Source organism: Pseudarthrobacter sp. DSP2-3-2b1 (assembly GCF_049895945.1).
Taxonomy (GTDB): Bacteria; Actinomycetota; Actinomycetes; order Actinomycetales; family Micrococcaceae; genus Arthrobacter.
The window spans coordinates 29,604-53,540 of record NZ_JAFCTI010000018.1 but is presented as its reverse complement, the minus strand read 5'-3'; the positions used below and the strand labels follow the sequence as shown (position 1 = coordinate 53,540).

General features: G+C 65.8%; 30 protein-coding genes and 1 riboswitch. Of the genes, 16 read left to right on the top strand and 14 right to left on the bottom strand.

The window, feature by feature from the left end:
* Window positions 1-247 precede the first annotated feature (247 nt).
* Complete coding sequence (locus tag ACP7AX_RS17975; protein ID WP_426228414.1) at window positions 248-970, top strand: septum formation family protein; 723 nt, start codon at window positions 248-250, stop codon at window positions 968-970.
* Window positions 971-976: 6 nt separating this feature from the next.
* Here ACP7AX_RS17975 and catC read toward each other — a convergent pair whose 3' ends face one another.
* Window positions 977-1,255, bottom strand: coding sequence for a muconolactone Delta-isomerase (gene catC, locus ACP7AX_RS17970; protein WP_131683149.1), 279 nt, complete (start codon window positions 1,253-1,255; stop codon window positions 977-979).
* 43 nt (window positions 1,256-1,298) lie between these two features.
* A complete protein-coding gene (locus ACP7AX_RS17965; protein WP_426228412.1) occupies window positions 1,299-2,684 on the bottom strand; it encodes a short-chain fatty acid transporter in 1,386 nt (461 codons plus the stop codon).
* A 224-nt stretch (window positions 2,685-2,908) separates the two neighbouring features.
* On the opposite strand from ACP7AX_RS17965, the gene ACP7AX_RS17960 reads away from it, so the two are divergent.
* The 6 genes from ACP7AX_RS17960 to ACP7AX_RS17935 all read left to right on the top strand — a co-directional run bounded on the left by ACP7AX_RS17960 (window position 2,909) and on the right by ACP7AX_RS17935 (window position 6,590).
* A complete protein-coding gene (locus ACP7AX_RS17960) occupies window positions 2,909-3,826 on the top strand; it encodes a LysR family transcriptional regulator (protein ID WP_426228410.1) in 918 nt (305 codons plus the stop codon).
* Window positions 3,827-3,955: 129 nt separating this feature from the next.
* A complete protein-coding gene (locus tag ACP7AX_RS17955) occupies window positions 3,956-4,336 on the top strand; it encodes a hypothetical protein (RefSeq protein ID WP_426228408.1) in 381 nt (126 codons plus the stop codon).
* A gap of 25 nt (window positions 4,337-4,361) precedes the next feature.
* Entirely contained in the window at window positions 4,362-4,511 is a 150-nt protein-coding gene (locus tag ACP7AX_RS17950) for a ribbon-helix-helix protein, CopG family (protein WP_426228406.1), read from the top strand.
* Window positions 4,508-4,903 carry a VOC family protein gene (locus tag ACP7AX_RS17945; protein ID WP_426228404.1) on the top strand — a complete coding sequence of 132 codons (396 nt, stop codon included), beginning with the start codon at window positions 4,508-4,510 and terminating at the stop codon, window positions 4,901-4,903. Before ACP7AX_RS17950 ends, ACP7AX_RS17945 begins: the two co-directional genes overlap by 4 nt.
* A gap of 189 nt (window positions 4,904-5,092) precedes the next feature.
* Entirely contained in the window at window positions 5,093-5,914 is an 822-nt protein-coding gene (locus tag ACP7AX_RS17940) for a CPBP family intramembrane glutamic endopeptidase (RefSeq protein ID WP_426228402.1), read from the top strand.
* Window positions 5,915-5,945: 31 nt separating this feature from the next.
* Complete coding sequence (locus ACP7AX_RS17935; protein WP_426228400.1) at window positions 5,946-6,590, top strand: hypothetical protein; 645 nt, start codon at window positions 5,946-5,948, stop codon at window positions 6,588-6,590.
* A gap of 24 nt (window positions 6,591-6,614) precedes the next feature.
* Here ACP7AX_RS17935 and ACP7AX_RS17930 read toward each other — a convergent pair whose 3' ends face one another.
* Window positions 6,615-7,472 (bottom strand): hypothetical protein, encoded by an 858-nt coding sequence (locus ACP7AX_RS17930; protein WP_426228398.1) that lies wholly within the window; start codon window positions 7,470-7,472, stop codon window positions 6,615-6,617.
* 9 nt (window positions 7,473-7,481) lie between these two features.
* Window positions 7,482-8,189: a CPBP family intramembrane glutamic endopeptidase gene (locus ACP7AX_RS17925; protein ID WP_426228396.1), complete on the bottom strand. Its 708-nt coding sequence runs from the start codon at window positions 8,187-8,189 to the stop codon at window positions 7,482-7,484.
* Between the two features lie 249 nt (window positions 8,190-8,438).
* Between ACP7AX_RS17925 and ACP7AX_RS17920 the strand changes: the two genes are divergently transcribed.
* The gene (locus ACP7AX_RS17920; RefSeq protein ID WP_426228394.1) at window positions 8,439-8,735 is read left to right on the top strand and encodes a DUF4287 domain-containing protein; all 297 of its coding nucleotides are present in this window, start codon (window positions 8,439-8,441) and stop codon (window positions 8,733-8,735) included.
* Window positions 8,736-8,744: 9 nt separating this feature from the next.
* Here ACP7AX_RS17920 and clpB read toward each other — a convergent pair whose 3' ends face one another.
* Window positions 8,745-11,402, bottom strand: a complete 2,658-nt coding sequence (clpB, locus tag ACP7AX_RS17915) for an ATP-dependent chaperone ClpB (RefSeq protein WP_426228392.1) — start codon at window positions 11,400-11,402, stop codon at window positions 8,745-8,747.
* Window positions 11,403-11,627: 225 nt separating this feature from the next.
* Between clpB and ACP7AX_RS17910 the strand changes: the two genes are divergently transcribed.
* Window positions 11,628-11,969, top strand: coding sequence for a YciI family protein (locus ACP7AX_RS17910; protein WP_131683160.1), 342 nt, complete (start codon window positions 11,628-11,630; stop codon window positions 11,967-11,969).
* An 11-nt stretch (window positions 11,970-11,980) separates the two neighbouring features.
* On the opposite strand, the gene ACP7AX_RS17905 is transcribed toward ACP7AX_RS17910, so the two are convergent.
* Complete coding sequence (locus ACP7AX_RS17905) at window positions 11,981-12,814, bottom strand: alpha/beta fold hydrolase (RefSeq protein WP_426228390.1); 834 nt, start codon at window positions 12,812-12,814, stop codon at window positions 11,981-11,983.
* Between the two features lie 114 nt (window positions 12,815-12,928).
* Here ACP7AX_RS17905 and ACP7AX_RS17900 point away from each other — a divergent pair, with 114 nt between their 5' ends.
* On the top strand, window positions 12,929-13,393 hold the full coding sequence (locus tag ACP7AX_RS17900; protein WP_426228388.1) for a MarR family winged helix-turn-helix transcriptional regulator: 465 nt from the start codon (window positions 12,929-12,931) through the stop codon (window positions 13,391-13,393).
* Here ACP7AX_RS17900 and ACP7AX_RS17895 read toward each other — a convergent pair.
* From ACP7AX_RS17895 to ACP7AX_RS17875, 5 genes are all read right to left on the bottom strand, one after another.
* Window positions 13,390-14,040: a hypothetical protein gene (locus ACP7AX_RS17895; protein WP_426228386.1), complete on the bottom strand. Its 651-nt coding sequence runs from the start codon at window positions 14,038-14,040 to the stop codon at window positions 13,390-13,392. The genes ACP7AX_RS17900 and ACP7AX_RS17895 overlap by 4 nt on opposite strands.
* A gap of 118 nt (window positions 14,041-14,158) precedes the next feature.
* Window positions 14,159-15,223 (bottom strand): sulfate/molybdate ABC transporter ATP-binding protein, encoded by a 1,065-nt coding sequence (locus tag ACP7AX_RS17890; RefSeq protein ID WP_426228384.1) that lies wholly within the window; start codon window positions 15,221-15,223, stop codon window positions 14,159-14,161.
* Window positions 15,220-16,095 (bottom strand): ABC transporter permease, encoded by an 876-nt coding sequence (locus ACP7AX_RS17885; protein ID WP_426228382.1) that lies wholly within the window; start codon window positions 16,093-16,095, stop codon window positions 15,220-15,222. Before ACP7AX_RS17885 ends, ACP7AX_RS17890 begins: the two co-directional genes overlap by 4 nt.
* A gap of 11 nt (window positions 16,096-16,106) precedes the next feature.
* Window positions 16,107-16,892: a molybdate ABC transporter substrate-binding protein gene (modA, locus tag ACP7AX_RS17880; RefSeq protein ID WP_426228380.1), complete on the bottom strand. Its 786-nt coding sequence runs from the start codon at window positions 16,890-16,892 to the stop codon at window positions 16,107-16,109.
* Window positions 16,889-17,299 (bottom strand): TOBE domain-containing protein, encoded by a 411-nt coding sequence (locus ACP7AX_RS17875; protein WP_426228378.1) that lies wholly within the window; start codon window positions 17,297-17,299, stop codon window positions 16,889-16,891. Before ACP7AX_RS17875 ends, modA begins: the two co-directional genes overlap by 4 nt.
* A 178-nt stretch (window positions 17,300-17,477) precedes the next feature.
* Here ACP7AX_RS17875 and ACP7AX_RS17870 point away from each other — a divergent pair, with 178 nt between their 5' ends.
* Both ACP7AX_RS17870 and ACP7AX_RS17865 read left to right on the top strand, forming a co-directional pair.
* Window positions 17,478-18,812: an FAD-binding oxidoreductase gene (locus tag ACP7AX_RS17870; protein ID WP_426228376.1), complete on the top strand. Its 1,335-nt coding sequence runs from the start codon at window positions 17,478-17,480 to the stop codon at window positions 18,810-18,812.
* A 60-nt stretch (window positions 18,813-18,872) separates the two neighbouring features.
* Window positions 18,873-19,742, top strand: a complete 870-nt coding sequence (locus ACP7AX_RS17865) for a DUF4031 domain-containing protein (RefSeq protein WP_131683178.1) — start codon at window positions 18,873-18,875, stop codon at window positions 19,740-19,742.
* 11 nt (window positions 19,743-19,753) lie between these two features.
* Here ACP7AX_RS17865 and ACP7AX_RS17860 read toward each other — a convergent pair whose 3' ends face one another.
* The 3 genes from ACP7AX_RS17860 to ACP7AX_RS17850 form a co-directional block, all read right to left on the bottom strand.
* A complete protein-coding gene (locus tag ACP7AX_RS17860) occupies window positions 19,754-20,155 on the bottom strand; it encodes a YccF domain-containing protein (protein ID WP_131683179.1) in 402 nt (133 codons plus the stop codon).
* A gap of 67 nt (window positions 20,156-20,222) precedes the next feature.
* Window positions 20,223-20,822 carry a phosphoribosylanthranilate isomerase gene (locus tag ACP7AX_RS17855; protein ID WP_426228373.1) on the bottom strand — a complete coding sequence of 200 codons (600 nt, stop codon included), beginning with the start codon at window positions 20,820-20,822 and terminating at the stop codon, window positions 20,223-20,225.
* Between the two features lie 86 nt (window positions 20,823-20,908).
* A complete protein-coding gene (locus ACP7AX_RS17850) occupies window positions 20,909-21,745 on the bottom strand; it encodes a phosphotransferase family protein (protein ID WP_426228371.1) in 837 nt (278 codons plus the stop codon).
* 64 nt (window positions 21,746-21,809) lie between these two features.
* Here ACP7AX_RS17850 and ACP7AX_RS17845 point away from each other — a divergent pair, with 64 nt between their 5' ends.
* From ACP7AX_RS17845 to ACP7AX_RS17830, 4 genes are all read left to right on the top strand, one after another.
* Window positions 21,810-22,433 carry a HutD/Ves family protein gene (locus tag ACP7AX_RS17845; protein WP_426228369.1) on the top strand — a complete coding sequence of 208 codons (624 nt, stop codon included), beginning with the start codon at window positions 21,810-21,812 and terminating at the stop codon, window positions 22,431-22,433.
* Between the two features lie 66 nt (window positions 22,434-22,499).
* On the top strand, window positions 22,500-23,027 hold the full coding sequence (locus ACP7AX_RS17840; protein ID WP_426228367.1) for a ferritin: 528 nt from the start codon (window positions 22,500-22,502) through the stop codon (window positions 23,025-23,027).
* A gap of 98 nt (window positions 23,028-23,125) precedes the next feature.
* Window positions 23,126-23,192: riboswitch (guanidine-III (ykkC-III) riboswitch) on the top strand.
* Between the two features lie 9 nt (window positions 23,193-23,201).
* The gene (locus tag ACP7AX_RS17835) at window positions 23,202-23,525 is read left to right on the top strand and encodes a DMT family transporter (RefSeq protein WP_426228365.1); all 324 of its coding nucleotides are present in this window, start codon (window positions 23,202-23,204) and stop codon (window positions 23,523-23,525) included.
* Complete coding sequence (locus tag ACP7AX_RS17830; protein ID WP_426228363.1) at window positions 23,525-23,911, top strand: DMT family transporter; 387 nt, start codon at window positions 23,525-23,527, stop codon at window positions 23,909-23,911. The genes ACP7AX_RS17835 and ACP7AX_RS17830 overlap by 1 nt, the downstream gene beginning before the upstream one ends.
* Window positions 23,912-23,937: the final 26 nt, after the last annotated feature.

Below are 23,937 nucleotides of genomic sequence, written 5' to 3'. Positions count from 1 at the left end.
CGGAGGTGGTCACCTTGGCTATCGGTGAGGCCCCGGAATGTTTGGTCAATTTGTCGTACACCTAGATTACATGCTTTCGGCGCCCACTGCTCCCCGACGCGGGCCTTCAAACGGCCCACCGGGTAACCTATCCGCGGCGGACCGCGGGGTTCCCGGCTTTTTTGTTGGATAGAGTCTCTTCAACGGCTGCCGATGCGGGTGCGCGGAGCGGCAGCATGATGAGCGAAAACCCCAGGAGGGTATCCGGATGAACCAGCAGGACGCGGGCGCCAGGTCGGCGACTGAGGGCCCCCAGGGCGCCTCCGGCGGAATGCGGCCGGCCCCGCCGAAGCCCTCCGTCCCGCCCACTGCGGGGCTGCCCAGAGTGTCCGGCCCTGAATTTCCGGTGGTTGGTCCCGAGTCCGCTCCGGAGGCAGCTCCGGAGGCCCCGGCCCGGAAGCCGCCGCGGACAGGGTCTACGCTCCTGAAAGTCTTCTTCGCAGTGGTCCTGCTGGGCGTCATTGGCGGCCTGGTGTGGCTCGCGCTGTGGCTGGGCGGGGACACAGGGCTTACGGCCGACGACGGGGGCTCGGGGGTGGTGGAAATCTCACCCACTCCCCTGGCCACCCCGCTTGCCCTCCCGCGTGAAGGTGTTGCGCCGGCTGAGTTCCGTCTTGGCGACTGCTTCAAGGATTTTGATCCGGAGTCATTGCGGACCACCGTGGTGGCCTGCGATACCCCCCATTCAGCCCAGCTCGTCGCCGTGTTCCGTTATCCAACCGTCGGCCAGTACCCGGGCCGGGAAGCACTTGCCGCCAAGGCTTTGGAGGCTTGCCAGGCTGCGAGGCTGGCGCCCGCAGCCAACGACTACGTCCTGAACTTCCAGCGCGCCTACCCCAGCAGCACCAGCTGGGCGTCGGGCGACCGCCGCGTGGACTGCTACGTCACGGCCGACGGCGGGAACGTCATCAACGCCAGCGCGCTGCCGTGAGGACGGTCAGTTGACGTCCGACGGGTGCTTTGCCAGGGGTGTGACCGAGATGTCCATGTACGGGAACAGGGGCAGGCCGGAGAGCATGGTGTGGAGTTCGTCGTTGCTTTCGGCGTCAAAGACTGAGTAGTTGGAGTACTCGCCCACGACGCGCCAGATGTGGCGCCACTTTCCCTGCTTCTGAAGATCCTGGGAGTAGGCCTTTTCCACTGCCTTGATGGCGGCCGCCTCCTCAGAGGGCATGTCAACGGGAAGGTTGACGTCCATACGTACCAGGAACAGCATCTTTTTCTCTCTTCTTGTCGGTTGGGCTGAAGTTGACCGGGTCTTAGCCCAGGAAGCCCCAGAGCAGGATGGCGGCAATGTAGATGATGCCAACCCAGAACATCATGATCACGGTGTAACCCATAATGTCCTTCAGCTTGAGCTTGGACAGAGCCAGGGCGGGCAGGATCCAGAAGGGCTGGACCAGGTCGTTCCAGGCGTTGCCCAGCATCACGGACATGGACGTCTGGGCGGTGGACGCACCAATGGCGTTGGCCGCATCGATCATGAACGGGCCCTGGATCATCCAGTGGCCGCCGCCGGACGGAGCGAAGAAGTTGATCAAGAAGGAGCTGATCAGCCCCCAGAACGGCAGGGTCTCCGGGGTCGAAATGCTGGTGAAGACACCCGAGATCGTGACCACCAGTCCGGACGCAGCCATGATCGCCATGATTCCCGCGTAGAACGGGAACTGCAGGATGATGCCGGAAATCGTCTTGATTCCTTCGTTGAGCTGGCGCAGGTAGGCGTTGGGGGTGCCCAGCAGCAGGATGCCCAGGAACAGGATGAAGAAGTTGATCAGGTTCAGGTCAACTCCACCGCCCCGGACAAAGTGAACCACCACGTAGCCCATTCCCAGGATGCCGATTGCCCAGGCCAGGATCCGGCTGTTGTTCAGCTTCGAAGCGAAAGTATCAGCGTCAGTTTCCAGCGTGACCTTGAGGGGCTCGGTAGAATGCAGGGCCCTGTCGATCTCCGTGACCGGCTGACTGGGCTTGGGGTGGAGCATGGCGTTAAGCAGGGGCAGGGTCACCAGGACCACGGCCGCGGTGATCATCATGGGCAGCGAGAAAATGGTCTCGGCCAGCGGGATGAGGCCCATCTGCTTCTCCATCGGGTGGCCCGGCGTCGAGATCACCATGGGAATGGTGGCGGACAGGCCCAGCCCGTACATGGTGAAGCCGCTGTAGGCCGCGGCGATGATCAGCGGGTAGTGGACTTCCTTGACGTGCATGGCCAGCTTCTTGGCGATGATGCCGCCGATCACCAGTCCGAATCCCCAGTTGAGGTAGGAGCCCACGGCGCCCACCAGCGTTGCCACGATGACGGCCGTCCGCGGTGTTTCCACCCGGCTGACGATTGCGTTGAGCAGGCGCTCCACCACCGGGGCGTTCGCCAGGACGTAGCCCATGGCCAGGATGACGGCCATCTGGGTGGTGAAGGCGAGCAGGGACCAGAAGCCCTTGCCCCACGACTCCGTCACGTCTGCAATGCTCTGGCCTTCGATCACCACGGCAAGGATCACCGTCAGGATGGTCAGGATGATGGCGAAGACAAAGGGATCCGGCAGGTAGCGCCGCATCAGCTCGGTGAAGAAGCCAGTTACTTTCTGCATGCCGGCGGGGCGCTTGGGCGCAGGCGCTTCCGCCCTGTCCAAAGTTTTACTCATGATTTCCTCTTTGAATCGAAAAGTTGGCGCGCGGCAGGTTCACGGGATGCCTGCAAGCGGGCCGCTGGGGAGGCGAAGGCAGCGCGCGGCGGAGCGGAACTCATGCTCCGCATCACAGCCGGGGGTAACCTGGCGCACACTCAAGATCGCAGAAATGATCGATAAGTGTCCAATAAACTTTCCTTAAGGAACCGATCACGGAACCCTTATGAATGGCTGGCCCCATGCATCTGAAATACCTTCGCGCGTTCGCTGTTCTCGCAGAGGAACTGCACTTCGGCCGCGCCGCCGAGCGGCTGGCCGTGGCGCAACCGCAGCTCAGCGTGTGGATCCGGCGGCTGGAACAGGACCTCGGCGTCGTACTTTTTGACCGGAGCTCCAGGACCGTTCGGCTGACCGATGCGGGGCAGGCTGTCTACGGGCCCATCCTGAAGACGCTGGAGAGTGCCGGCCTCATTGAACGGGCGGCCATGCTTGGCTCCTCTGCGGTGGTGGGGCAGGTGGTGGTGGGCTATGCCGGTGCCAGCAGCAGGGACGTGGTGCCGCCGCTGGCCAAGGCCGTCCGGGCGGCCGAGCCCGGCATCGAGCTGAAGCTGCGGTCCCTGGTCTACGGCGGCCTGGCCCCGGGCGAGGTGGCCGCCGGCGCCATCGACATCGGGTTTTCACGGCTCCCGGTCCGGGACAAGGATGTCAGGACGCGCATTTTCGCCTATGAGCGCATCCTGGTGGCCCTGCCCGAAGACCATCCGCTGGCATCGGCGGACGTTGTGCGGCTCGCCGATCTTGCCACGGAACCGTTCGTCGCGTTCCCGGCAACCATCGGCTCGAACCTCCGGAACGCCACCACCCGCCTTGCCCTGGAAGCCGGATTCTCACCGCGCGTGATGCAGGAGGCGCCGGATTCCTACGCGATCCTCAGCCTCGTCGCAGCCGGGGTGGGTGTCACCTTGACGCTGTCATCGGTGACGCATGTGAATCCGCCGGGCCTGGTCTACCGCGAGCTTGCCGGCACGCCCACGTACCTGGCGGTGGTGGTGGTGTGGCGTGGCCGGGGAGTCAGCCGCGCCACCCAGGCGGTGCTGGACATCTTCGAGCAGATCAGGCCGACGCCGGCTGACCCGCCCGGCCGCGTGCTCGACTGACGCGGAAAGCCCGTTGGAATTTAGGACGTTCGGGGGCGTCGGGCTGCCGGCACACCGCTGAGTTGGCCCTCTGGAGGATTCCATCGAACCGTGCTTTCGTTGATGTAGGAGCCCCATCAGGGGAGTCAGATGAAGCGCCGTCAGGAATCGAAAAATACCCGCCAGGCCCTTGCTGCCTTGCTTGCGGCAGTTGCCTCCGCGGCGGTACTCGTGGTTCCCCTGTACACCGAAGTGGAACTATCGGCCGGTGGGCCCGGGCAGGTAAGGCATTTGACCCTGCTTGAAACGGTCGGCCCAGCCGTTTTCCTCCCGCTGCTGGTCCCCCTTGTTCTGACCTCCTTACCCCTCCTGGTCCGCGGAAGCGCCCGGACGATCGTTTCCGTTACGACCACCGCTGCTCTTGCCATTTTCGTTGTGATCGGCTCCGGAAGCATCGGCTGGTTCTATGTTCCTGCCCTGGCCGCCGCCGTAGCGGCCATCGTTGCCTCGAGGAAACCCTTGCTTACCTAAATGCTAGGTTGGTAGCATTCTAGCCATGGCTGAAAAAACACAGTTCAACATTTATTTGCCGCCGGATCTGGTCAAAAGAGTTAAACACGCAGCAATCGAACACGGACTTTCACTGTCATCGTTCGTCGAAGAAGCACTCACCCAGGCCCTCAACAAGGAAGACCCAACCCCATGAGAGTTACGCCAATCCGCTTCGTGCGCGATATTGGGCTCGCTAACAAGTTCTATTCCACCCTCGGTCTCAACGAAAACGCCTCAGCAACAAGCGGAACGTGGGCTGACCTGCACGGCAACGGCGGTCAGCTTGGGCTCCACATCGCCCCATCGGGGACCACGCAATTGGACGCCGGAGCGGTTGCCCTGCACTTCTCAACCGACGAAAAACTGGAACTCACCGCGGAGCGACTCAGAGCCGCCGGATACGCGCCTTCGGACATTGTTGACGAAACCTTTGGCCGTTTTATCACCGTTAACGATCCCGACGGATACCTCATCCAGGTCAACGAAATGGACGAGGACCTGCAAAATCTCAGTTACGAAATCCGCGAAACTGCTGCCCTGAAATAGGCACTGCCCGTGGCGGCCGCGGTCAGCAACCGCCGGTCAGAGGACGGTGAGGCTGCCGCGGGTGGCCGTCCGCAGGTCGAGGGCAGTTAGGGAGGCCAGGATTTGGTAGCTGCCGGACACCGAGCACTGGCGTGCCTGCGGGCAGGGGCGGACAATTGGAAGACCTTGCAGTGACTGTTTGGAGCCATCATGGGCAGTTCATCTGGCTGGCTAAAACACCACAGGCTTCTGGCATTCTTTGTCCTGACGTACGCAATCTCCTGGGCATCGTGGCCCGCGTATGCGTCAGGGCTGATTCCCCGCATGGAATTTCTGCCGATCGGCCCGCTCGCTGCGGCACTCATCGTTATTGCCCTGGCCGATGGCCGCCCAGGCTTCCGTGCTTGGGGCCGGCGACTCATCCGGTGGCGCGTCGGTTGGGTCTGGTATGCCGTCGCCCTTCTCCTGCCTGCCATTCTCGTCACTGCCACAGGACTGATCAACGTTGCCCTCGGGGCCTCCGCTCCGGGCCTGGCACAGTTGACGTGGAGCGGATTGCTGACAGTCTTCGCCGTCAGGCTGGTCAATCCGCTGGACGGACCGCTGGGCGAAGAGCCCGGGTTCCGCGGCTACGCCCTCCCGCTGCTTCAGGCGTCCCGTACCCCGCTGCTGTCCGCAGTTATTCTCGGCGTCCTCGTGGCCCTGTGGCACCTGCCGCTCGTCCTCTTTGCCGGGCTCAGCCTGATCGGCCTGCCGACGACGTTCGCCATCACCTTCCTCTATGTTTGGCTCTTCAACCGCACAGGCGGGAGCGTGCTGCTGACGTTCCTGTTCCACAACAGCCAAGGCACCTTCACCATGGGTTCCTTCGGCTTCACCGGTGCCGACGCCAGCCGCGCCGAGCTGATCTACCTCGTGGCGGTCGTCGTCGCGGTTCTGGCCACAATGGTGCTGGACCGCAGAGCCTGGCGTGGGGCACCCCGCCAGGCCATCGCCGTCGGGGGCTACCCCCTCAGCAGGCGTCCCTTGTGAACCGGCCACCCACCCCGAGTCAGGAGGAAAAATGGCCTCACCGCTAGCTCCAGCTGCCGGCCCCATCGCGCTTGTATCGGGCCTCGTCTTCGCCGCCGTGGACGTGTCCCGCCTGCTCGCTGCCGACAAAAGCCTCGACCGGATCGACATGATGAGGCAGACGCCCTTCCAAGTAACCAACGCCCTGTATTGGGTGGTGTTCATCGGGCTTGTCCTGGCCCTGGTGTCCGTCTACTACAGGCTGGGCGACCGCGCGCGGGGACTGGGCGCCGTCGCATTCTGTTTCGCCCTTGTGGGCACCCTGGACATGGCCGGCAACATGTGGTTTGACGGCTTCGCCGGTCCCTGGATTGCCGACGTCGCACCCGGGGCGATCCTTGCCGGCGGGTCCGGGATGCTGGTGATCGGCGGGCTGTCGAGTTACGTTCTTTTCGCCGTCGGCTGGATGGTCTTTGGCATTGCCGGCTGGCGGTCCCACATGTTCCCCGCGTGGATCGGTTTGCTGTTCGTTGCCGCGGGTATCCTCGGCTACAACGCCGGGTTGCCGCCCTACGGGATTCCCATCGGACTGGTCATGGCCACACTGGGATGGTGGATCATCCGCACAGGCGCCCGCCTTACGGCGTCCGGCGGCCAGCGCGTATCCGGACATGCGGCAGGTCCCCGGGCCGCCTAGCTACCGCTTCCTACCTCGGTCAGCTCAGGGCTGGGCGACCGGCAGCACCAGCATGTAGCCGGCCGGCAGTTCGCTGCTCCAGCGTCGCGGCTCGCGGACCACGAACTGCGTCGCCAGCTGCTCCGGGGTGAACAGGCTGTTGGGCGCGGGCGACGGACCCCACTGCCCGCTGCCGTGCGGGTAGAGCGGATCCTGGACGCGGACGCCAGTGACCGCAAACTCCGCGAACTGCCCGGGATCGCCGACCGACTCGAACCCGCTCATCACCCACGCGTGGCGGCCACTCCACATGACCAGTCCCACCGGCCTGCCCGTGTCCGTGATGGCGCGGGCGGCGGTCTGAAGCGCCACATCGTAGTCGGCGACGCTGACCACTGAATACGGCCCCATCCCCACCTCGGTCAGCACCTGCGCCCAACCGAGCGGGTTGGCGCCGTTGAACGAGTTCGAAGACCGCGCCCGGGCCATCTCCCACAGTTCACTTTGCTGGGTGCGATCAGTCCAGGTGCCGCCACCGGTGTCGTCGATGAGGTTGTGCGCCATCTGAATGCTCGCGGCAACACACCAGTCGAAGGTGTACTGCGGCACAAAGTCCCCCTCCTGATACAGGTTGAAGGCGAACGCCTGCGGTACCGGCGGCGGCGCGGGGACCGCGGTGGGCGTGGGGACCGCGGTGGGCGTGGGGACCGCGGTGGGCGTGGGAACCTGTGTCGGGATGGGGGTCTGCTGAGGGGCGAGGCCGACGGCGGCTGGCTGGGCCGAGGAGGTCGGAGACGGCTGAACGGGGGTGGTGTCGTCGAGGCCCACCGCAGGCGCGCAGCCCGCAAGGAGGATCGCCAGGGCGGCGAGCCAGGCTGGAAGACGGGGCGGGGCACCGGTCATGATCGAAGTCTAGCGCGATGCGGCGGCGGGCCGGGATTGACGTCCCCTGACCAGGTTGTGGCTGCCTGCATATCCCACGACGGCCAGCGTCAGGACCGTGATCAGGCCGGCCATTGCCCACCATGCCACGAGGTACTGGCTCGCCTCTACTCCGGAGAGGAAGACCTGGGCGAAGCTGTTGAAGGCGGCGTGGAACAGGATGACTATCGGCAGGCTTCCCTGCGTGCTGTTGTAGAGCCACGCGAGCAGCACCGACTGCGCGAAGACATAGATCGCGAACGGTGCCAGGGGACGCTGACCCGGATCGGATACGAATTCCGGAAGATGCCATGGCAACCACACCAGCCCCACGATCAATGCGGCCGCTAAGGCGCTCCGGCCGCGTTGCAGCCGTGGAAGCAGGAAACCCCGCCAGCCCAGCTCCTCGAAAATGCCCACGATGACGATCGTGACGGCGAGGGATCCGGCGATTTGCAGCACGTCAGACGGCTCCCAGGCTGGAACCGGAGCTCCAGCCGCCACGGCAGCACCCAAGGCCAGGGCTGTAACGGCAAACGGCACGCCCAAAGCCACGCCGTACCATGCAGGGTTGACGCGCCACCGCCCGAGCTGGCGAAGGAGACCGGACAGGCCCGCGCGGCCACCCGCCAGGAAGGCAACCAGGACCGCGGCCAGTCCGGGCCCGAAGGGCACCAGTGGGCTGCTCGCCGGGTTCATCAGCACAAGAGGCCAGATGCTCCAGGAAATCGCGTAAGCCAAGACCAGGTAAAGCAGAATTTCATGCCGGGCCGCCCACCCACGCGACCGGCGTCCCTGAACCGTCATCGCAGACCTCTTCTCCTAGGCCTTTGTTCACGACGATCCTCGGCCGCCATCAAGTTGTCAAGGTTGAAAGGGCACCGGGGCAGTAGTGGCGTTGGCTAGGATTCAGGACATCACGGGTTACCTGCAACCGAAGGAACGTCCATGTCATTCCAGGCCTACCTCGACACGATTGAAGACAAGACCGGCCTCACTCCGCGCGAACTGGTCACTTTGGCCCAAGCACGGGGGTACGGCGATCCCGCCACAAAAGCGGGAACCATCACGGACTGGCTGAAGGGAGACTACGGACTCGGCCGGGGCCATGGGATGGCGCTCGTGCATGTCATCAAAAACGGCCCGAAGATTGACGACAAACATGTCGGGTCAGGCGGCACCCACAGTGACGCCTCCGATGAGCTATGGCTGGACGGCCAGGCCACAAACCCCAACAAAGCCTGAGCGAAAGTCCTATTCCTTCCGCCGCACCACCAGTCCGGTGCCGGCGGGAGCACCGCCGTCGGGCCCTGTCTTGGCCTCCAGCCCATCAACGGTGAGTTCGTCGACGTCGGCCGCGGCGTCAACGAGCACGGTGTCACCGTCCGCGATGTCCCCGGCCAGGATGGCCTTGGCCAGGCGGTCGCCGATCTCCCGCTGCACCAGCCGCCGCAGCGGCCGGGCACCGTAAGCAGGATCGAAGCCGGACATGGCCAGCCAGGCGCGGGCGCCTTCAGTCACGTCCAGGCTGAGCCGGCGGTCATGAAGCCTCTTGCCGAGCTCGGCCACCTGGAGTTCGACGATGTGCGCCAGCTCGTCCACTGTCAGGGCGTCGAACAGCACCACCTCGTCCAGCCGGTTCAGGAATTCGGGCTTGAAGGACGCGTTGACCGTGGCCATCACGGCGTTCCGCTTGGCCGCGGGATCCAGCGTCGGGTCCACCAGGAACTGGCTGCCCAGGTTGGACGTCAGCACCAGGATGGCGTTGCGGAAGTCCACGGTGCGGCCCTGGCCGTCGGTAAGGCGGCCGTCGTCGAGCACCTGCAGAAGGATGTCGAATACCTCGGGGTGGGCCTTTTCAACTTCGTCCAGCAGGATGACGGAGTACGGCCGGCGGCGGACGGCCTCAGTCAGCTGGCCGCCCTCCTCGTACCCCACGTAGCCGGGAGGGGCGCCGACGAGCCGGGCCACGGAGTGCTTCTCGCCGTACTCGGACATGTCGATGCGCACCATGGCGCGTTCGTCGTCGAACAGGAAGTCCGCGAGGGACTTGGCGAGCTCGGTTTTGCCCACGCCGGTGGGGCCCAGGAACAGGAACGAACCCGTGGGGCGGTTGGGATCGCTGATGCCTGCCCGTGCACGGCGGACGGCATCGGACACGGCCGTAACAGCCTTGGATTGGCCGATCAGCCGTTTGCCGAGCTCCTCCTCCATGTGCAGCAGCTTCTGGCTTTCGCCCTGCAGCATGCGGCCGGCGGGGATACCCGTCCAGGCGGAAATGACCTCTGCAATATCGTCTGCAGTGACCTGTTCAGCGACCATCTGGCTGGATTTGTCCGTGTTGGCTTCCTCCGCGGCTGCGGCTGCACTCAGTTCACGTTCCAGGGCCGGGATCTCGCCGTAGAGCACGCGGGATGCCGTTTCAAGATCGCCTTCACGTGCGGCCTTGTCATAGGTGGACCGGAGTTCGTCCAGCTTCGCCTTCAGGTCACCCACCCGGTTCAGCCCGGCCTTCTCGGCCTCCCAGCGGGCGTTGAGTGCATCCAGTTCTTCTGTCTTGTCCGCCTTGTCTGCCCGGAGCGCTGCCAGCCGCTCCACGGAGGCAGGGTCGCTTTCGCCTTCGAGGGCAAGCTCCTCCATGGTCAGCCGGTCCACCTGGCGCCGGAGCTGGTCGATCTCCTCCGGTGCGGAATCGATCTCCATGCGGAGCCGGGACGCGGCTTCATCCACCAGGTCGATGGCCTTGTCCGGCAACTGGCGGCCTGAGATGTAGCGGTTGGACAGCGTGGCGGCGGCAACGAGCGCTGAGTCAGCGATGGTCACCTTGTGGTGCGCCTCGTAGCGTTCCTTCAGCCCGCGGAGGATTCCGATGGTGTCCTCCACGCTGGGCTCACCCACGTAGACCTGCTGGAAGCGCCGTTCCAGCGCCGCATCCTTCTCGATGTTTTCGCGGTACTCATCCAGGGTGGTGGCACCGATCAGGCGCAGCTCCCCGCGGGCCAGCATGGGCTTGAGCATGTTGCCGGCATCCATCGAGGATTCACCGCTGGCACCGGCGCCCACCACCTGGTGGATCTCGTCAATGAAGGTGACAATCTGGCCTTCGGAGCTCTTGATCTCCTCGAGCACCGCCTTGAGCCGCTCCTCGAACTCGCCGCGGTACTTGGCCCCGGCCACCATGGAGGCGAGGTCCAGGGCGATCAGGGTTTTACCGCGCAGGCTTTCGGGAACGTCGCCTTGGACAATCCGCTGCGCAAGTCCCTCCACCACCGCGGTCTTGCCCACCCCGGGTTCGCCGATGATGACCGGATTGTTCTTGGTGCGGCGGCTGAGCACCTGAATGATGCGCCGGATTTCGTTGTCCCGCCCGATCACCGGATCCAGCTTCCCGGAACGCGCCATCGCCGTCAGGTCGGTGCCGAACTTTTCGAGCGACTGGAAAGTGTTCTCCGGGTCCGGACTGGTGACTTTGCGGTCACCGCGGACACCCGGCAGGGCAGCGAGCAGCGCCTCATGGGAGGCACCGGCGTCGCGCATTAAACGGCCGACGGCGTCACTCCCGGCCGAGAGCCCCAGCAACAGGACCTCGGTGGAGACAAACGTGTCGCCCAGGCGGTCCGCCTCGTTCTTGGCATTCTGGATGGCCTGCAGGGCAGGCCGGGACAGCTGGGCCTGCTGAGTGGAACCGCCGGACGTTGCCGGTAGCGCCTTGATGGCCGTGCTTGCCTGGACACTCACGGCGTCCGGGTCAGCCCCGGTGGCGCGGAGAAGTGCGACGGCGACACCCTCCCGCTGATCCATCAGTGCCTTAAGAATGTGTGCGGGCTCCACCTGCGGATTGCCGGCCGTGGAGGCGTTCATGGCCGCAGTGGACAGAGCCTCCTGGCTCTTGGTGGTGAATTTGACGTCCAAAGAGAGCTCCTTCCGGGTTTACGTAATCGCTAAGTTGAGTCTAGTACGCTCAACCCTGACGTGCGGTTTCTTTGGCACCTATTTTGCCGACAGCGAACCCGTAAGTCCGGGCAACGCTGGCTGGGCCGGTGATCTTCCTTGCACTGTATCGCCGCCCGGGGAATCATCCTAGGATCGTTGTGTCCGGCGGCAACGGTGCCCCGGCCAGTCAAGCGGAGGATTGCCATGAAGAAATTTGCTGTTCTTTACATCGCACCGCAGTCAGCCCAGGAACAGATGGCCCAGAGCACGCCGGAAGCCGCCCAGGAAGGGATGAAGGCCTGGATGCAGTGGGCTGACCGCGCCGGAACCGGCCTCGTGGACATGGGAAATCCGCTCGGGGAGGGCAAGGAAATCACCGCCACGGGAGTCTCGGAAGTCAGCAGCTCAAACCACATCGGCGGCTACGGCATCATCCAGGCCGAAGACCTGGCCGGGGCCCAGGCGCTGCTCGACGGGCACCCGCACCTGATGATGCCCGGTGCCAGCATCCAGGTCTACGAGTTCCTGGACATGCCCGGAATGTAGCGGGCCCGTCTTCATGGCATGCTCCGCGAAGGTTGGGCCTGACCCCGGGACCTGTTGCCCGCCCAAAAGGCCAGGACGCGTTCGGCTACTTCCCGGGGTGCAACCAGCAGCGGAGCCACGTGACCGGCTCCCGGAACGCGCTCGAATTGGCCACCGGGGACGGTCCGCGCTGCACGCTCAGCCTCCTGCGGATCATTCATCGGATCGTCGCGGCCCACCAGCATCAAGGTGGGGACCTGCAGCCGCGGCAGGACGGGCCGCAGGTCGTAACGGTGCAGCATCACCGACTGCATGGCCCAGTATTTGCCGGTCTTGTCGCCTCTGCGGAACGCCGCACTGACGGCGGCGGCAGCCGGCGGTGCCGTCTTCGCCGCGTCCCGTCCCGCGAGCGCCGCCGCTATTGTCCTGCTGAAAGGACCCGGGCCAACCACGCGGTAGAGGTAAACGAGTAGGGCCGCCTGCCTGCGCTCCGCCCTCGACAGCGGATATGCCGGCGTGCCTATGGTGGTCAGCGTCCGGCAGCGCGCAGGGTACCTGTCCGCAAAAACGATGCCCACATGCCCACCCCAGGCGTTACCCACCCAGTCCACCGGAACCGTGATGTCCAGGGCGTCAAGAATCTGTCCGGCTGCGGCGGCGCAGTCCTCTAGCGAATAAAGCCGGCGAGGCCCCGGGCTGTCCCCATGTCCGGGGCCGTCCACCAGGAAAAGCTCGCGCTGCCCGCCGAGGTCCGCCAGGACGTCATCGAAGGTCCGGGAATCGACGAACAGGCTGTGCCACAACACAGCCGGCGGCCCGCTGCCCGTGCGGCGGACCGCCAGAGGACCGAGGGTTGTGTCAATCATGACCGAGGAAGTTTGAGGAAACATGTCCGGCCTCCGGAGGATCTGTCATCCCAAGTGTGGCTACCGCAGGATTTTACTTCGGAATCCGAAGCTTTATGAGATAAAGTTTCCTCCATGACCACCCCGGCGTCAAGGGATTCGCAGCCCCCGCGACTTCCTGTTGGGCAGCTTCTGGTGCGCCTGCTCAGCGAGTTCCGGCGTGAGCTCCTGGCTGAGGCAGAATCGCATGGCTATGGGGACCTTCGCCCGGCCCATCTGCAGATCACCGGCAACATCGGAACCAAGGGAATCCGCCTGACCGCCTTGGCGGCACGGGCACAGCTCAGCCTCGCGGCTACGTCTGAACTGGTCAACGAGCTGCAGAAACTGGGCTACCTGGAACGCCGGCCCGATCCTGCCGATGCCCGGGCCAAGCTCATTTTCCCGACGTCGCGTGGCCTGCAACTCCTCCGGGAGGCGTCCGCCAAAGTACGCGAAATGGAACAGCTTTGGGGTGCCTACGCAGGTGAGCAGCGTTTTGAAGAGGCCTTGCAGACCCTCCAGACCGTCCTTGATGCAACCCGCCGGCTCAAGGCCTAGCCGGGGGCCGGGGTCTGCTCGATGTAGTTGATGACGAGGAACTCTCCTGCCGGAACCAGCTCCACGTACCACCGCGTTTTGGTATCCCAGCCCTCCCAGTTCTCCTGTCCGGCCACTGCGGGGCGGTAGACGGCGTCGAACTTCAGGAAAGTACCGTTGTCCGTAGCGCTCGAGTCGATCTCCTGCAGCAGTTCGAACGTGCCGCGCCCGCCCAGCTCCGGTTGCGCCTTGCGGACCGCCGCGAGGTTCTGCTGGTTGAGCACCTTCACCGCGGCAAAGTACTGCTGCCAGGCGACGTCGGTGTGGGTGGTGAACAGGTTGTTGGCGTAAACCTCGGCGTTCCTGGCTGCGAGTTCAGCCACGCAGTTTTCGGGGACTGCCGTTCCCGGGCTCCACGCCGTGACCAGCTCGGAGCCGGCATTAAGCCAGCCGCTGTAAGAGTTCAGGACACTTCCGATGGATTCGCGCGGCGTCCCCTTGGGGATCCGGACCGGCATCACGTCATCGCTGCCTACGAATGGACACTCGGGCGGCAGGACCGAGACGGGCGTTGCCGGCGCGATGTCCGGCGGCGACGGAAACAGGCTGCATCCGGTCAGGCCGGCCAGCAGCGCCAGGACGGCAGCCGCCGTCGTCATCTTCTTCATATGGTTCCCCCAATACGGCCGCCGCTACCGGACGACGCTGACCAGCCTACCTGCATCCGGCGTGCAGGATGTGAGAGAGCGTCCGCCCAAAAGGCGCAGGATGTGAGAGAGCGTTGGTTCAGGCGGGGTAGATCGCCACTGCTCCGGCTTTGACCACGAAGTAGACCTGCATGCCAGGTGCCAGCCGCAGATCGGCGGCGGCCGCCGTCGTGATATCGGCGCTGAGCAGCCCGCCCTCCCCGGCCCGGACCCTGATGCCGTCGCCGTGCGGCTCGAGGTCCGTGATGGTGACGGCGAAGGAGTTCCGCGGGCTCCCGTGCGCCTCGGTGAGGAAGATGGAAACGGCCGACGGCGGGAAGACAGCCACGCCCGGCTGCCCGGTGGGGAGCGGGCCGGGGAGGTCATCGTGCTGTCCGTAGAGATTCAGGGCTCCTGCGAGGAGGCCGTGTTCGGTGATCTGTCCCGTCACGAAGTTGAGTCCCGCCAGCCCCGCCGCAAACCGGCTCCGCGGGCGCTGCAGGACGTCACGGGTGGGGCCTTCCTCGCTGACTTGGCCGTCCTCGAGGATGATCACGCGGTCCGCCAGCATCAGGGCGTCAAGGGCGTCGTGCGTGATGATGATGGCGCGGCGGCCCGCGAGCACACGTTTGAGGAGCCTTCGGAGCAACGGCGCTGCGTGGATATCCAGTGCAGCCAACGGCTCATCGAGCAGGAGGAGGCCGGGCTCGGCGGCGAGCGCGCGCGCCACGGCTACGCGCTGCGCCTGGCCGCCGGACAGCTCCGTGGGGCGGCGGGACTGCAGTTCCGTGGCCTCCACTTCGGCGAGCCAATGCAGGGCCGAGTCGGTGGCGGCGCGTTTGGCAACACCGCCGCTCCGGGGGCCGAAGGCCACGTTCTCCAGCACAGTCAGGTGCGGAAAAAGCAGCGGCTCCTGGGCCAAGAGTGCGGTGCCGCGCCGGTGCGGGGCTGTCCACTGGTTCCGGCCGTCTGTGAGATCGAAAAGCGCTTTACCGTCCAGTGCGGACCTGCCCGAATCCGGCTGCAGCAGTCCCGCGATGACATTCAGCAGCGTGGACTTCCCTGCACCGTTCGGTCCCATGACCGCCACGGTTTCGCCGGGGCCCACCGTCAGGGAGACGTCGAAATCGCGGGCGGCCACGGCTGCCTCAACCGTGAACGTCACCGGGCATCCCCGCCCCGGGCGGGCGCCGTCGTCGTACTTTCCCGGCCAGGCACGCCGGAACCGCGGTAGGCGAGGGCCACCACGGCCACTGCGACGGCTACAAGGACCAGCGATAGTGCGACGGCGGCATCGGCATCTGTTTCGCGCTGCAGGTAGATTTCCAGCGGCAGCGTCCGGGTCACCCCCTGAAGGCTGCCAGCGAATGTGAGGGTGGCGCCGAACTCACCCAGGCTGCGGGCGAAGGACAGTACCGCCCCTGAGGCCAGACCGGGCAGAACCAGCGGCAGGGTGACCCGGCGCAGAACCGTGCTGGGGCTGGCGCCGAGAGTGGCGGCTACGGCCCCGTACTTTGGCCCCGCGGTGCGGAGAGCCCCCTCGAGGCTGACCACCAGGAACGGCAGCGCAACAAACGTCTGGGCCAGGACCACGGCGGTGGTGGAGAACGCGATCTGGATACCGGCCACTTCCAGGGTCCTGCCCAGGAGTCCCTGCCTGCCGAAGGTGTACAGCAGGGCAATGCCGCCCACCACCGGCGGAAGCACCAGCGGCAGGAGGACCAGCGAGCGCAGGACCCGCTGGCCGCGGAAGCTGCCGCGGGCTAGGACCAGCGCAAGCGGGACCCCGAGGACTATGCACAGGACGGTGCTGGCGGCCGAGGTGCGGAGGCTCAGGCCGAGGGCAGCCAATGAAGACTCCGAGGTGACAAGCGGGATGAACTGCGCCCAGTTGACCCTTGCCACCATGGCAATGAGCGGCAGCACCACCAACAGCGCCCCTGCCGCGGCCACGGCATAGATCCAGCCGGGGATGCCGGTGTACGTGGCTGGCCTGCGGGGCTTTACGGTGCGGCGGTTCACGATATGCTCTGTCACGGTGCGCCGGTTCATGGTGCGCCGAAGCCCGCGGCGGCCAGGACAGCCTGGCCTTCCGCGCCGAGGACAAACTCCACAAAGGCGTCGGCCGCCGGTCTGTTGCCGGCGCCCTTTACGGCGGCGATGGGGTAGGTGTTGACGGCTTTGGCGGCCTCCGGGAAGGGGATCTGTTCCACCTTGGTGCCCGCGGTTTTGGCATCCGTCATGTAGACCAGCCCGGCGTCGGCCTCCCCTGAGGTGACCTTGCCCAGGACGTCGGTGACGGAGGATTCCTCGCTCACGGGCTTGAGGGTGGTGCCGGTCTCCTGCTCGATCATCTTGGCGGCGGCACCGCAGGGCACTTGATTGGCGCACGCCACTACCTTGATGCCCTGCCTGCCGAGGTCGCCGAAGCCGGTGATGCCTGCGGGGTTCCCCGCCGGTACAACGATGGCGAGGGTGTTGGCAGCGAAATCCCGGGGTTCGCCGCCTACGAGGCCTTCGTTCCTTAATTTGGCCATGTTCCGGGTGTCGGCCGAGGCGAAGACGTCTGCCGGAGCGCCTTGGCTGATCTGGGTGACGAGATCGGCCGAACCTGCGAAGCTGAGGGTGACTTGTGTTCCCGGATTGGCTGCTTCGAATTTCCCGGCCAGGTCCGTGAAGGCTCCCTTGAGGGAGGCGGCCGCAAACACGGTGAGCGTTCTCCGCTGACTTGCCGCGCCGTCGTCGTTCGTTCCTCCCGGTGCCGCCGGAGCGCAGGCGGCGAGGGCCAGCACGAGGAGCACCGATCCGGCCCACGCCGTAAGGGTGCTCTTCATGCGGATCCCTTGCCGTGCGGGGTTTCGATGATGACTGTGGTGGCCTTGACCACGGCAGTAGCCACGGAACCGAGCTCAAGTCCCAGCTCGCGGACGGCTTCGCTGCTCATCAGCGAGACCACGCGGAACGGCCCGCATTGGAGTTCAACCTGGGCCATGACCTTGTCCGCGGTGATGCCCGTGACCAGGCCGACGAACCGGTTGCGCGCGGAACTCCCGGCGCGGTGGGGATCCTCCGGCAACTGGGCGAGCTTCTGGGCGTGCAGGGCAAGTTCGAGTCCGTCCACCGCCAGCCGGCCGGCGTCGTCCTTCACCGGGGTAAGGCTGCCGTTTTCCGTCCAGCGCCTGACGGTGTCATCGCTGACGCCAAGGAAACGTGCTGCTTCGGAGACGCGAATCGTGGGCATTGCACCATACTATTCCGCATGTGCGGTTTATTCGGCGAAAATTCGCCGCTGATCCTCCTACGAGCTGGGGTTGGCATCTCGATGCGGGCATCGTCGAAGGTGTGCCTCTGGAACGTCATGGACCAAGGTCCTACCCTTAGTTCAGGGGAAGAGCCGCACTCGCTGAGGAGCGTTTGTGATGAAGTGGATCAAGCCTGACAGCCCCGAGTACGAGCCCGCCCGCAAAGTTTTCAACGCCATGATTGACCGGCGCCCGGCGGTCATCGCCCAGTGCTCAACCGACACCGAGGTGGCTGAAGCTCTCCGGTACGGACGCGGAAATTCACTGGCTATTGCCGTCCGCGCCGGCGGCCACTCGGTGGCGGGAATGTCCACGAACGATGGCGGCCTGGTGGTTGACGTCCGGCCGATGAAATCAATCGATGTGGACCCGGAATCGGGCATCATCACCGCCGGAGCCGGCGTCACGTGGGGCGAATTCGACCGCGCCACCCAGCAGCATGCCTTCGCCGTGACCGGCGGACGGGCCTCCACCACCGGCATCGCCGGCTTCACCCTGGGCGGCGGGTCCGGCTGGCTGGAGCGCTCGTTCGGGTTCGCGTGCGACAGCCTCGTCTCCGTCAACCTGGTAACGGCCGACGGCGAGCGCGTCACCGCGAGTGCACGGGAGAATCCGGAACTCTTCTGGGGGCTCCATGGCGGGGGCGGCAACTTCGGGGTGGCCACGTCGTTTACCTTCCAGGGGCACCGGCTTGGTCCGGTGGTGCATGCGGGGATGTGGCTGTGGCCCGGCGAGGAGGCCACCGACGTTTCGCGGGCGTTCAGGGATCTCGCCCTGGCGGCACCGGATGGGGTTGGCCTGGCGCTCCTGTACGTGACAGCACCGGCCGAGCCGTTTGTGCCCGAGAAAATGGTCGGAAAGATGGCCGTCCTGGTGGCCTACGTGTACGCCGGCGAGACAGACGAAGGCTCGGAGCATGCCAGGCCGTTCCGCGAACTCGGTCCGGCAGTGGACTTGGTCGGCGACACGCCTTACGCGGAGTTCAACGGCTCCCTGGACGATCCACCGGACCACTACAACTACTGGAGCGCGGACTACCATGACGAACTTCCCGACGCGGCACTGGACCTGTTTGTGGAATCTGCCAGGAACCTCCCCGATGCGACGTCCCAGCAACTCCTCGCACGGTGGGGCGGAGCCGTGGGAGGAAACGCGGCGGCCGCCACGCCACTGATCAACAGGAACGCTGCCTGGGTCAGCCACCCCTACGGAATCTCCCCCACGCCGGAGGGAGGCGAGCGCGCCAAGGCGTGGGTGAAGGACTTCCGCGGCAAGATCTCCCCCTACGCCACGGGCGGCGTGTGGCTCAATTTCATCGGCAACGAGGGGCAGGACCGCATCCGCGCCGCGTTCGGGAACGGCAACTACGCGCGGCTGGCCCGGGTCAAACGTGAATTCGACCCGCAGAACATCTTCCGCGGCAACCAGAACATCCTGCCCGCGGGTTCCTGACCGGCGGACGCAGCCAACAGCCGCGCAGACCCACAGGCCCGGCCGCACTAGACTTCCTACATGTCGATTTACCTGGATCCGCCCCTGTGGCCGGCCCACGGAACGCACTTCTCGCACCTTATTTCGGACACATCGCTGGACGAGCTGCATGCCTTCTGCGCTGCCGCAGGCATCCCGGAGCGGGCGTTCGACGGCGACCACTACGACGTCCCGGAGCGCCGGTTCGAGGACCTGGTGGCCGCCGGCGCCATCCCCGTGGAGGCGAGGATCCTGGTGCGCATACTCATTGCCAGCGGGCTCCGCATCCCGGCCCGGCAGCGGAACAAATCGCTGAAAGTTCCGCTGCTGAACCGCTGGGAGGCCATCATGCCCGGCCACGATGCCCTCTTCCTGGACCTCCTGGACCGCTGGAGCGAGGAACACCGCCGGTATCACGGTTGCACCCACCTGCTGGCTGTGCTCGAGGCCCTGGACCTGCTGTCCGATCCCGCCGAGCCGCCCCGGACTGTGCTGCTCGCGGCCTGGTTCCACGATGCCGTGTACCGCGGAGTGGCCGGCCAGGACGAGGAGGAATCCGCCCGACTCGCCGAGGAGCGGCTGGCCCATGCCGGGCTCCCGGACGCGGAAGTCGAGGAGGTGGCCAGGCTGGTGCGCCTGACATCGGACCACCGCCCGGACCACGGGGACGACGACGGCGCCCTCCTCAGCGACGCCGACCTGTCAGTTCTCGGCGGCGAGCCTGAGCCCTACGCCCGCTATGTGGCCGCCGTCCGGGAAGATTACGCGCACATCGGCGACGCCGATTTCGCCGCCGGGCGCGCCGCCGTCGTCCGTCAATTGCTGGGCCTGGAACCTTTGTTCCACAGCGGGCGCGCGCAGGAGCTCTGGGCGGACGCCGCGCGGCGGAACCTGATGGGCGAGCTGGCCTGACGAGTCAGCGCTTACCGGTACGCCGTGATGAACGGCCTGTCGGTGGGAACGATCTGCTTGCCCAGCGGCATGAGGCTTACCGGGATGAGTTTGAGGTTGGCGATGGCCAGCGGGATCCCGATGATGGTGACGGCCATGGCGAATGCGGTCAGCACGTGGCCGATTGCAATCCAGATGCCCGCCACCACAAGCCAGATCACATTCCCCAGCAGCGAGAACACGCCTGTCCCGCCCGGCTTGTCCACCACCATGCGCCCGAACGGCCACAGGGTGTAGGCGGCGATCCGGAACGATGCGATGCCCCAGGGAATGGTGACGATCAGCAGGCAGCAGATGACGCCGGCCATGAAATAGCCCAGGGCGAGCCAGAACCCGCCGAATACCAGCCAGATGATGTTGAGCAGTGTCTTCATCTGTCCATTGTGCCCTGCGGGGTCAGACAAAAACGTAGGGGTCTGCCCTGATTGGTCCCTGAAACCCTCAGCCCTTGGCAGCCTGGACGAAGGCACGGATCTTGGCCAGGTCCTTCACACCTCGGGAAACCTCGACGCCGGAGGAGACGTCCACACCCCAGGCCCCGGATGCGGCAGCAGCCTGGCTGACGTTGTCCGGATCCAATCCCCCGGCTAGCAGCCATTTGCGGTCCTGAAGCTCTGTCACGTCCACCATGGAGCCGTAGTCCCATGTTTCGCCGGATCCCGGTACGGCGGCATCGATCAGCAGGAGTTCCTCGCCCCAGTCGGCGAACGCGTCCGCCGTCGCTGCCATGGTCACTGCCCTGATCAGCTTCATGCCGGCGTCGTGGACAGTGGTGACGTCTTCCGGGGTGAGGTCCCCGTGCAGCTGGATCCACTCCAGGCCGGCGGCGCGGGCGATCGTCACGGCGTCCGCAACGGGTTCGTGCCGGAAGACTCCCACTGCCACCACGCCGTCGGGGATGTCAGCCTTCAGCCGGGCGACCTGGGACGGCGAGACCGCCCGGGGGCTGGCTGTCAGGACAAAGCCGACGGCGTCCGCTCCGGCCTCGACGGCCTCCCGGACAGATTCGGGCGTACTAAGACCACAGACTTTAACGAACATTCCCGGCTCCTTCAGGCTGACTTCGTGTTGTCCCCCCGGAGGAGATTAGCAGGCACACGGCTCCGGCGCCTCTGCTGCCCGTCCCGTCAGGTTCCGGACAGCACACGATGCACCATGCCCCGGCCGGACTCTTCGAAAGCTGCGTCGCCCACCTGGTGGGCCCACACCACGGTCCCAACGGCCTGGTTCAGATTTTCCAGGCGCCACAGGTCAGCTTCCGCCGGCCCTACAGTCCTGCCCAGCCCTTCATGGAATGCCTCAGCCAGGCCCTGCCGGTGGACGAACTGCTGGTGCGTGAGGCGGACGAGGTCGTGGACCCACGGACGTTGTTCGGCGCGGCCGAAGTCGATCACCTTAATCTGCCCGTTGTCCTGCAGCCAGTTCCTTGGCTGGTAGTCGCCATGCGTGGTTACCATCGGGACGGCGCCCGGATTCAGGCCAGCCAGTTGGTCCTCGAGGCGCTTGAGGTCCGTCTCCGCCAGTAGCCCGTGGGCGCGGTCCATCCACGCGCGGGTCTTTGTGGCCAGGGCCTTGGCGTAGTGAAGCGAGTCCCCCGCCGGCTGGTGGATTTTCCTCAGCAGTTCCCCCGCCTGGCGGTAAGTTTCCGGATCGTTCTCGGCCGGTGTCCCCTCGACCAGCGTCCCGGGCAGGAATTCCGTCACCAGCATTCCCGCCTCCGCGGACGCGTGCCGCAGCGCAGGAACGCGGCCTTCAAGCCCGTCAAATCCCACAGCGTGGGCGGAGATTTCTCGGCGGATGTGGTGGCTCGTGGTGCTCGCCTTGACGATGAACGCTCCGGCCGGTGTGACAACGTGGAGCACCGTGGTGTCCTGAAGGGGCCAGGAGTAATCCCGCACCAGCCTGAAATCACCGAGCCACGCTGCCAGCAGCCGGTTCTGTTCAGTGGTGATTCCCAGGCGCATCCACCCAGCATGCCACGCCCTTGCCGTAGGGCCGCTGGGGTCCGGCAACAACTAGGCTGGTCAGATGGAGATCATCCGCTTTGCAGAGCTCAAGAACGAACCGTGGCGCAACAAGGGCGGTGTGACCCGGGAGCTGGCCAGCCACCCCAAGGCCGCCTCGGCACAGGACGGCGCCTGGGACTGGCGTGTCAGCATCGCCGATGTCACCAAGGCCGGGGACTTCTCCACGTTCCCGGGAATGGAGCGCGTCCTGACGGTGATCGACGGCGAACTCCTCCTGCTGACCGTGGACGGCGCCGAACATCCACTCGAAAAGTACCGTCCCTTCAGATTCTCCGGGGAAGCCGCATCCCACGGCGCCCTCCCCACCGGGGACGTCCGCAACCTGAACGTGGTCACCCGAAGTGACACCTACAAGGGCTTTACGTCCATCATTGAGCTCTCCAAAAAGCGCGCGCACCCCGTCTTCGAGGGGCAGTTGGCCGTGCTGCTGCAGGGCCAGGCAACAGTCAGTCCGGGCGCCGCGGAGGACGACGGCGCGACGGATGCCGAAACCGAAGCAGCCCCGGCACCGGAGCCCGAGGCACTGGGCCGCTACGACGCCGTCGTCGGTTCCGATGTCCGCTCCCCCGAAATCCTGGGCCGCGGTTTCCTTGCAGTGGTGTCGATCGACCGCGTGGCAGGGTAGCCTCGCCTCCGTTATCCGAGCCTTCCCACACTGGCCACTGCCGCGTCCCGACCCTAAACTCGGGCTATGACCACCTCCTTTAACGCGCTTCTGTCCACCCAGATCGGCAACGAGTTCGCGGCCTCGCAGCAGTACATTGCCGTGGCCACCTGGTTCGCCAACCAGGACCTCCCGCAACTGGCCCGCTACTTCTACCGGCAGTCGGTGGAGGAACGGAACCACGCCATGATGATGGTGCAGTACATGCTGGACCGCGACATCCCCTTCACCATTCCCGGTGTCCCCACCGTCCGCAACGACTTCTCCTCCGTGACCGAGCCGCTGGCTCTTGCCCTGCAGCAGGAGAAGGAAGTCACCCGCGACATCGAGTCCCTCTTCCGGGCCGCCCGCGGCGAGGACGACGCCCTCGGCGAGCAGTTCATCCTCTGGTTCCTCAAGGAGCAGGTGGAGGAGGTCGCCTCGATGACCACCCTGCTGAACATCGCCGAACGCGCGGACAACCTGTTCGACATCGAGAACTTCATCGCCCGCGAAACCATCGGCGACGGCGGCCGCGACAGCTCGGCCCCCGCGGCAGCAGGCGGCGCCCTCTAAGCCGGCCGCGGGCCGAAGGCCGCAGGAAGGTCCGCCGCCCGGCGGTGAGGTTGGCCACCAACGTGGCCACCCGCCGTCGGGCGTTGCTAGGCTTGGATCCAAGACTCCCCCATCGGAGTCTCCGGACGACGGTTCAGTACCCGGCACGCGACAAGACTGGCCAAAGGATCTGTCATGTCGTGGTTAATCCTCATTCTTTCCGGGGCGCTCGAGGCCGTCTGGGCCGCCGCCCTGCACCGGACCTTCCAAGCTCAGGGCCGGCGCCGGATCGCGCCAGCGCTCCTTTTTCTGGTCTCCGTCCTCGCCAGCATGGCCGGCCTCGCCTTCGCCATGCAGGCCATCCCCACCGGCACCGCCTACGCCGTGTGGGTGGGGGTGGGCGTGGTGCTGACCTCCGCCTACGCCATCATCACCAAAGTTGAACGCCCGACGGCGGCGCGCCTGCTCCTGCTCGCCGGCATCGCCGCGTGCGTGGTGGGCCTGAAGGTGGTGGCGTGATGAACCCGCGTTCCGTTGCGTGGCTCCTGTTGCTTGCCTCCGCCGTGCTCGAAGCCGTGTGGGCCACGGCCCTGGGCCTGTCCGACGGCTTCACAAGGCCGCTGCCGACCCTTATTTTCGCTGTGACAGCCACGCTCAGCATGATCGGCCTGGGACTGGCCATCCGCAGCATCCCGCTCGGCACCGCCTACGCCGTCTGGGTGGGGATCGGCGCTGCCCTGACGGTGGGCTGGGCGATGGCCACCGGCGTCGAACCCTTCAGCGTCCTGAAGGTGCTGTTCATTGCCGGGATCGTGGGCTGCGCAGCCGGGCTGAAGGCGCTCCCTGCCGGTGCGAAGGGCGTCGCTGACTCTTCCAAAGCCCCTGCCGGGTCTCCCCACCTTTGAGGCTCGCCCGCGGCGTGTCCCGGCGA

Bases quoted from the DNA above. Each gene is read 5' to 3' on its own strand.
- ACP7AX_RS17930 (WP_426228398.1), bottom strand. From the start codon at position 7,472: ATGACCGGTGCCCCGCCCCGTCTTCCAGCCTGGCTCGCCGCCCTGGCG.
- ACP7AX_RS17975 (WP_426228414.1), top strand. From the start codon at position 248: ATGAACCAGCAGGACGCGGGCGCCAGGTCGGCGACTGAGGGCCCCCAG.
- ACP7AX_RS17945 (WP_426228404.1), top strand. From the start codon at position 4,508: ATGAGAGTTACGCCAATCCGCTTCGTGCGCGATATTGGGCTCGCTAAC.
- ACP7AX_RS17940 (WP_426228402.1), top strand. From the start codon at position 5,093: ATGGGCAGTTCATCTGGCTGGCTAAAACACCACAGGCTTCTGGCATTC.
- ACP7AX_RS17870 (WP_426228376.1), top strand. From the start codon at position 17,478: ATGAAGTGGATCAAGCCTGACAGCCCCGAGTACGAGCCCGCCCGCAAA.
- ACP7AX_RS17935 (WP_426228400.1), top strand. From the start codon at position 5,946: ATGGCCTCACCGCTAGCTCCAGCTGCCGGCCCCATCGCGCTTGTATCG.
- ACP7AX_RS17965 (WP_426228412.1), bottom strand. From the start codon at position 2,684: ATGAGTAAAACTTTGGACAGGGCGGAAGCGCCTGCGCCCAAGCGCCCC.
- ACP7AX_RS17835 (WP_426228365.1), top strand. From the start codon at position 23,202: ATGTCGTGGTTAATCCTCATTCTTTCCGGGGCGCTCGAGGCCGTCTGG.
- ACP7AX_RS17960 (WP_426228410.1), top strand. From the start codon at position 2,909: ATGCATCTGAAATACCTTCGCGCGTTCGCTGTTCTCGCAGAGGAACTG.
- ACP7AX_RS17855 (WP_426228373.1), bottom strand. From the start codon at position 20,822: ATGTTCGTTAAAGTCTGTGGTCTTAGTACGCCCGAATCTGTCCGGGAG.
- ACP7AX_RS17875 (WP_426228378.1), bottom strand. From the start codon at position 17,299: ATGCCCACGATTCGCGTCTCCGAAGCAGCACGTTTCCTTGGCGTCAGC.
- ACP7AX_RS17925 (WP_426228396.1), bottom strand. From the start codon at position 8,189: ATGAACCCGGCGAGCAGCCCACTGGTGCCCTTCGGGCCCGGACTGGCC.
- ACP7AX_RS17910 (WP_131683160.1), top strand. From the start codon at position 11,628: ATGAAGAAATTTGCTGTTCTTTACATCGCACCGCAGTCAGCCCAGGAA.
- catC (WP_131683149.1), bottom strand. From the start codon at position 1,255: ATGCTGTTCCTGGTACGTATGGACGTCAACCTTCCCGTTGACATGCCC.
- ACP7AX_RS17860 (WP_131683179.1), bottom strand. From the start codon at position 20,155: ATGAAGACACTGCTCAACATCATCTGGCTGGTATTCGGCGGGTTCTGG.
- ACP7AX_RS17950 (WP_426228406.1), top strand. From the start codon at position 4,362: ATGGCTGAAAAAACACAGTTCAACATTTATTTGCCGCCGGATCTGGTC.
- ACP7AX_RS17845 (WP_426228369.1), top strand. From the start codon at position 21,810: ATGGAGATCATCCGCTTTGCAGAGCTCAAGAACGAACCGTGGCGCAAC.
- ACP7AX_RS17920 (WP_426228394.1), top strand. From the start codon at position 8,439: ATGTCATTCCAGGCCTACCTCGACACGATTGAAGACAAGACCGGCCTC.
- modA (WP_426228380.1), bottom strand. From the start codon at position 16,892: ATGAAGAGCACCCTTACGGCGTGGGCCGGATCGGTGCTCCTCGTGCTG.
- ACP7AX_RS17830 (WP_426228363.1), top strand. From the start codon at position 23,525: ATGAACCCGCGTTCCGTTGCGTGGCTCCTGTTGCTTGCCTCCGCCGTG.
- ACP7AX_RS17865 (WP_131683178.1), top strand. From the start codon at position 18,873: ATGTCGATTTACCTGGATCCGCCCCTGTGGCCGGCCCACGGAACGCAC.
- ACP7AX_RS17900 (WP_426228388.1), top strand. From the start codon at position 12,929: ATGACCACCCCGGCGTCAAGGGATTCGCAGCCCCCGCGACTTCCTGTT.
- ACP7AX_RS17840 (WP_426228367.1), top strand. From the start codon at position 22,500: ATGACCACCTCCTTTAACGCGCTTCTGTCCACCCAGATCGGCAACGAG.
- ACP7AX_RS17955 (WP_426228408.1), top strand. From the start codon at position 3,956: ATGAAGCGCCGTCAGGAATCGAAAAATACCCGCCAGGCCCTTGCTGCC.
- ACP7AX_RS17895 (WP_426228386.1), bottom strand. From the start codon at position 14,040: ATGAAGAAGATGACGACGGCGGCTGCCGTCCTGGCGCTGCTGGCCGGC.
- ACP7AX_RS17850 (WP_426228371.1), bottom strand. From the start codon at position 21,745: ATGCGCCTGGGAATCACCACTGAACAGAACCGGCTGCTGGCAGCGTGG.
- ACP7AX_RS17905 (WP_426228390.1), bottom strand. From the start codon at position 12,814: ATGATTGACACAACCCTCGGTCCTCTGGCGGTCCGCCGCACGGGCAGC.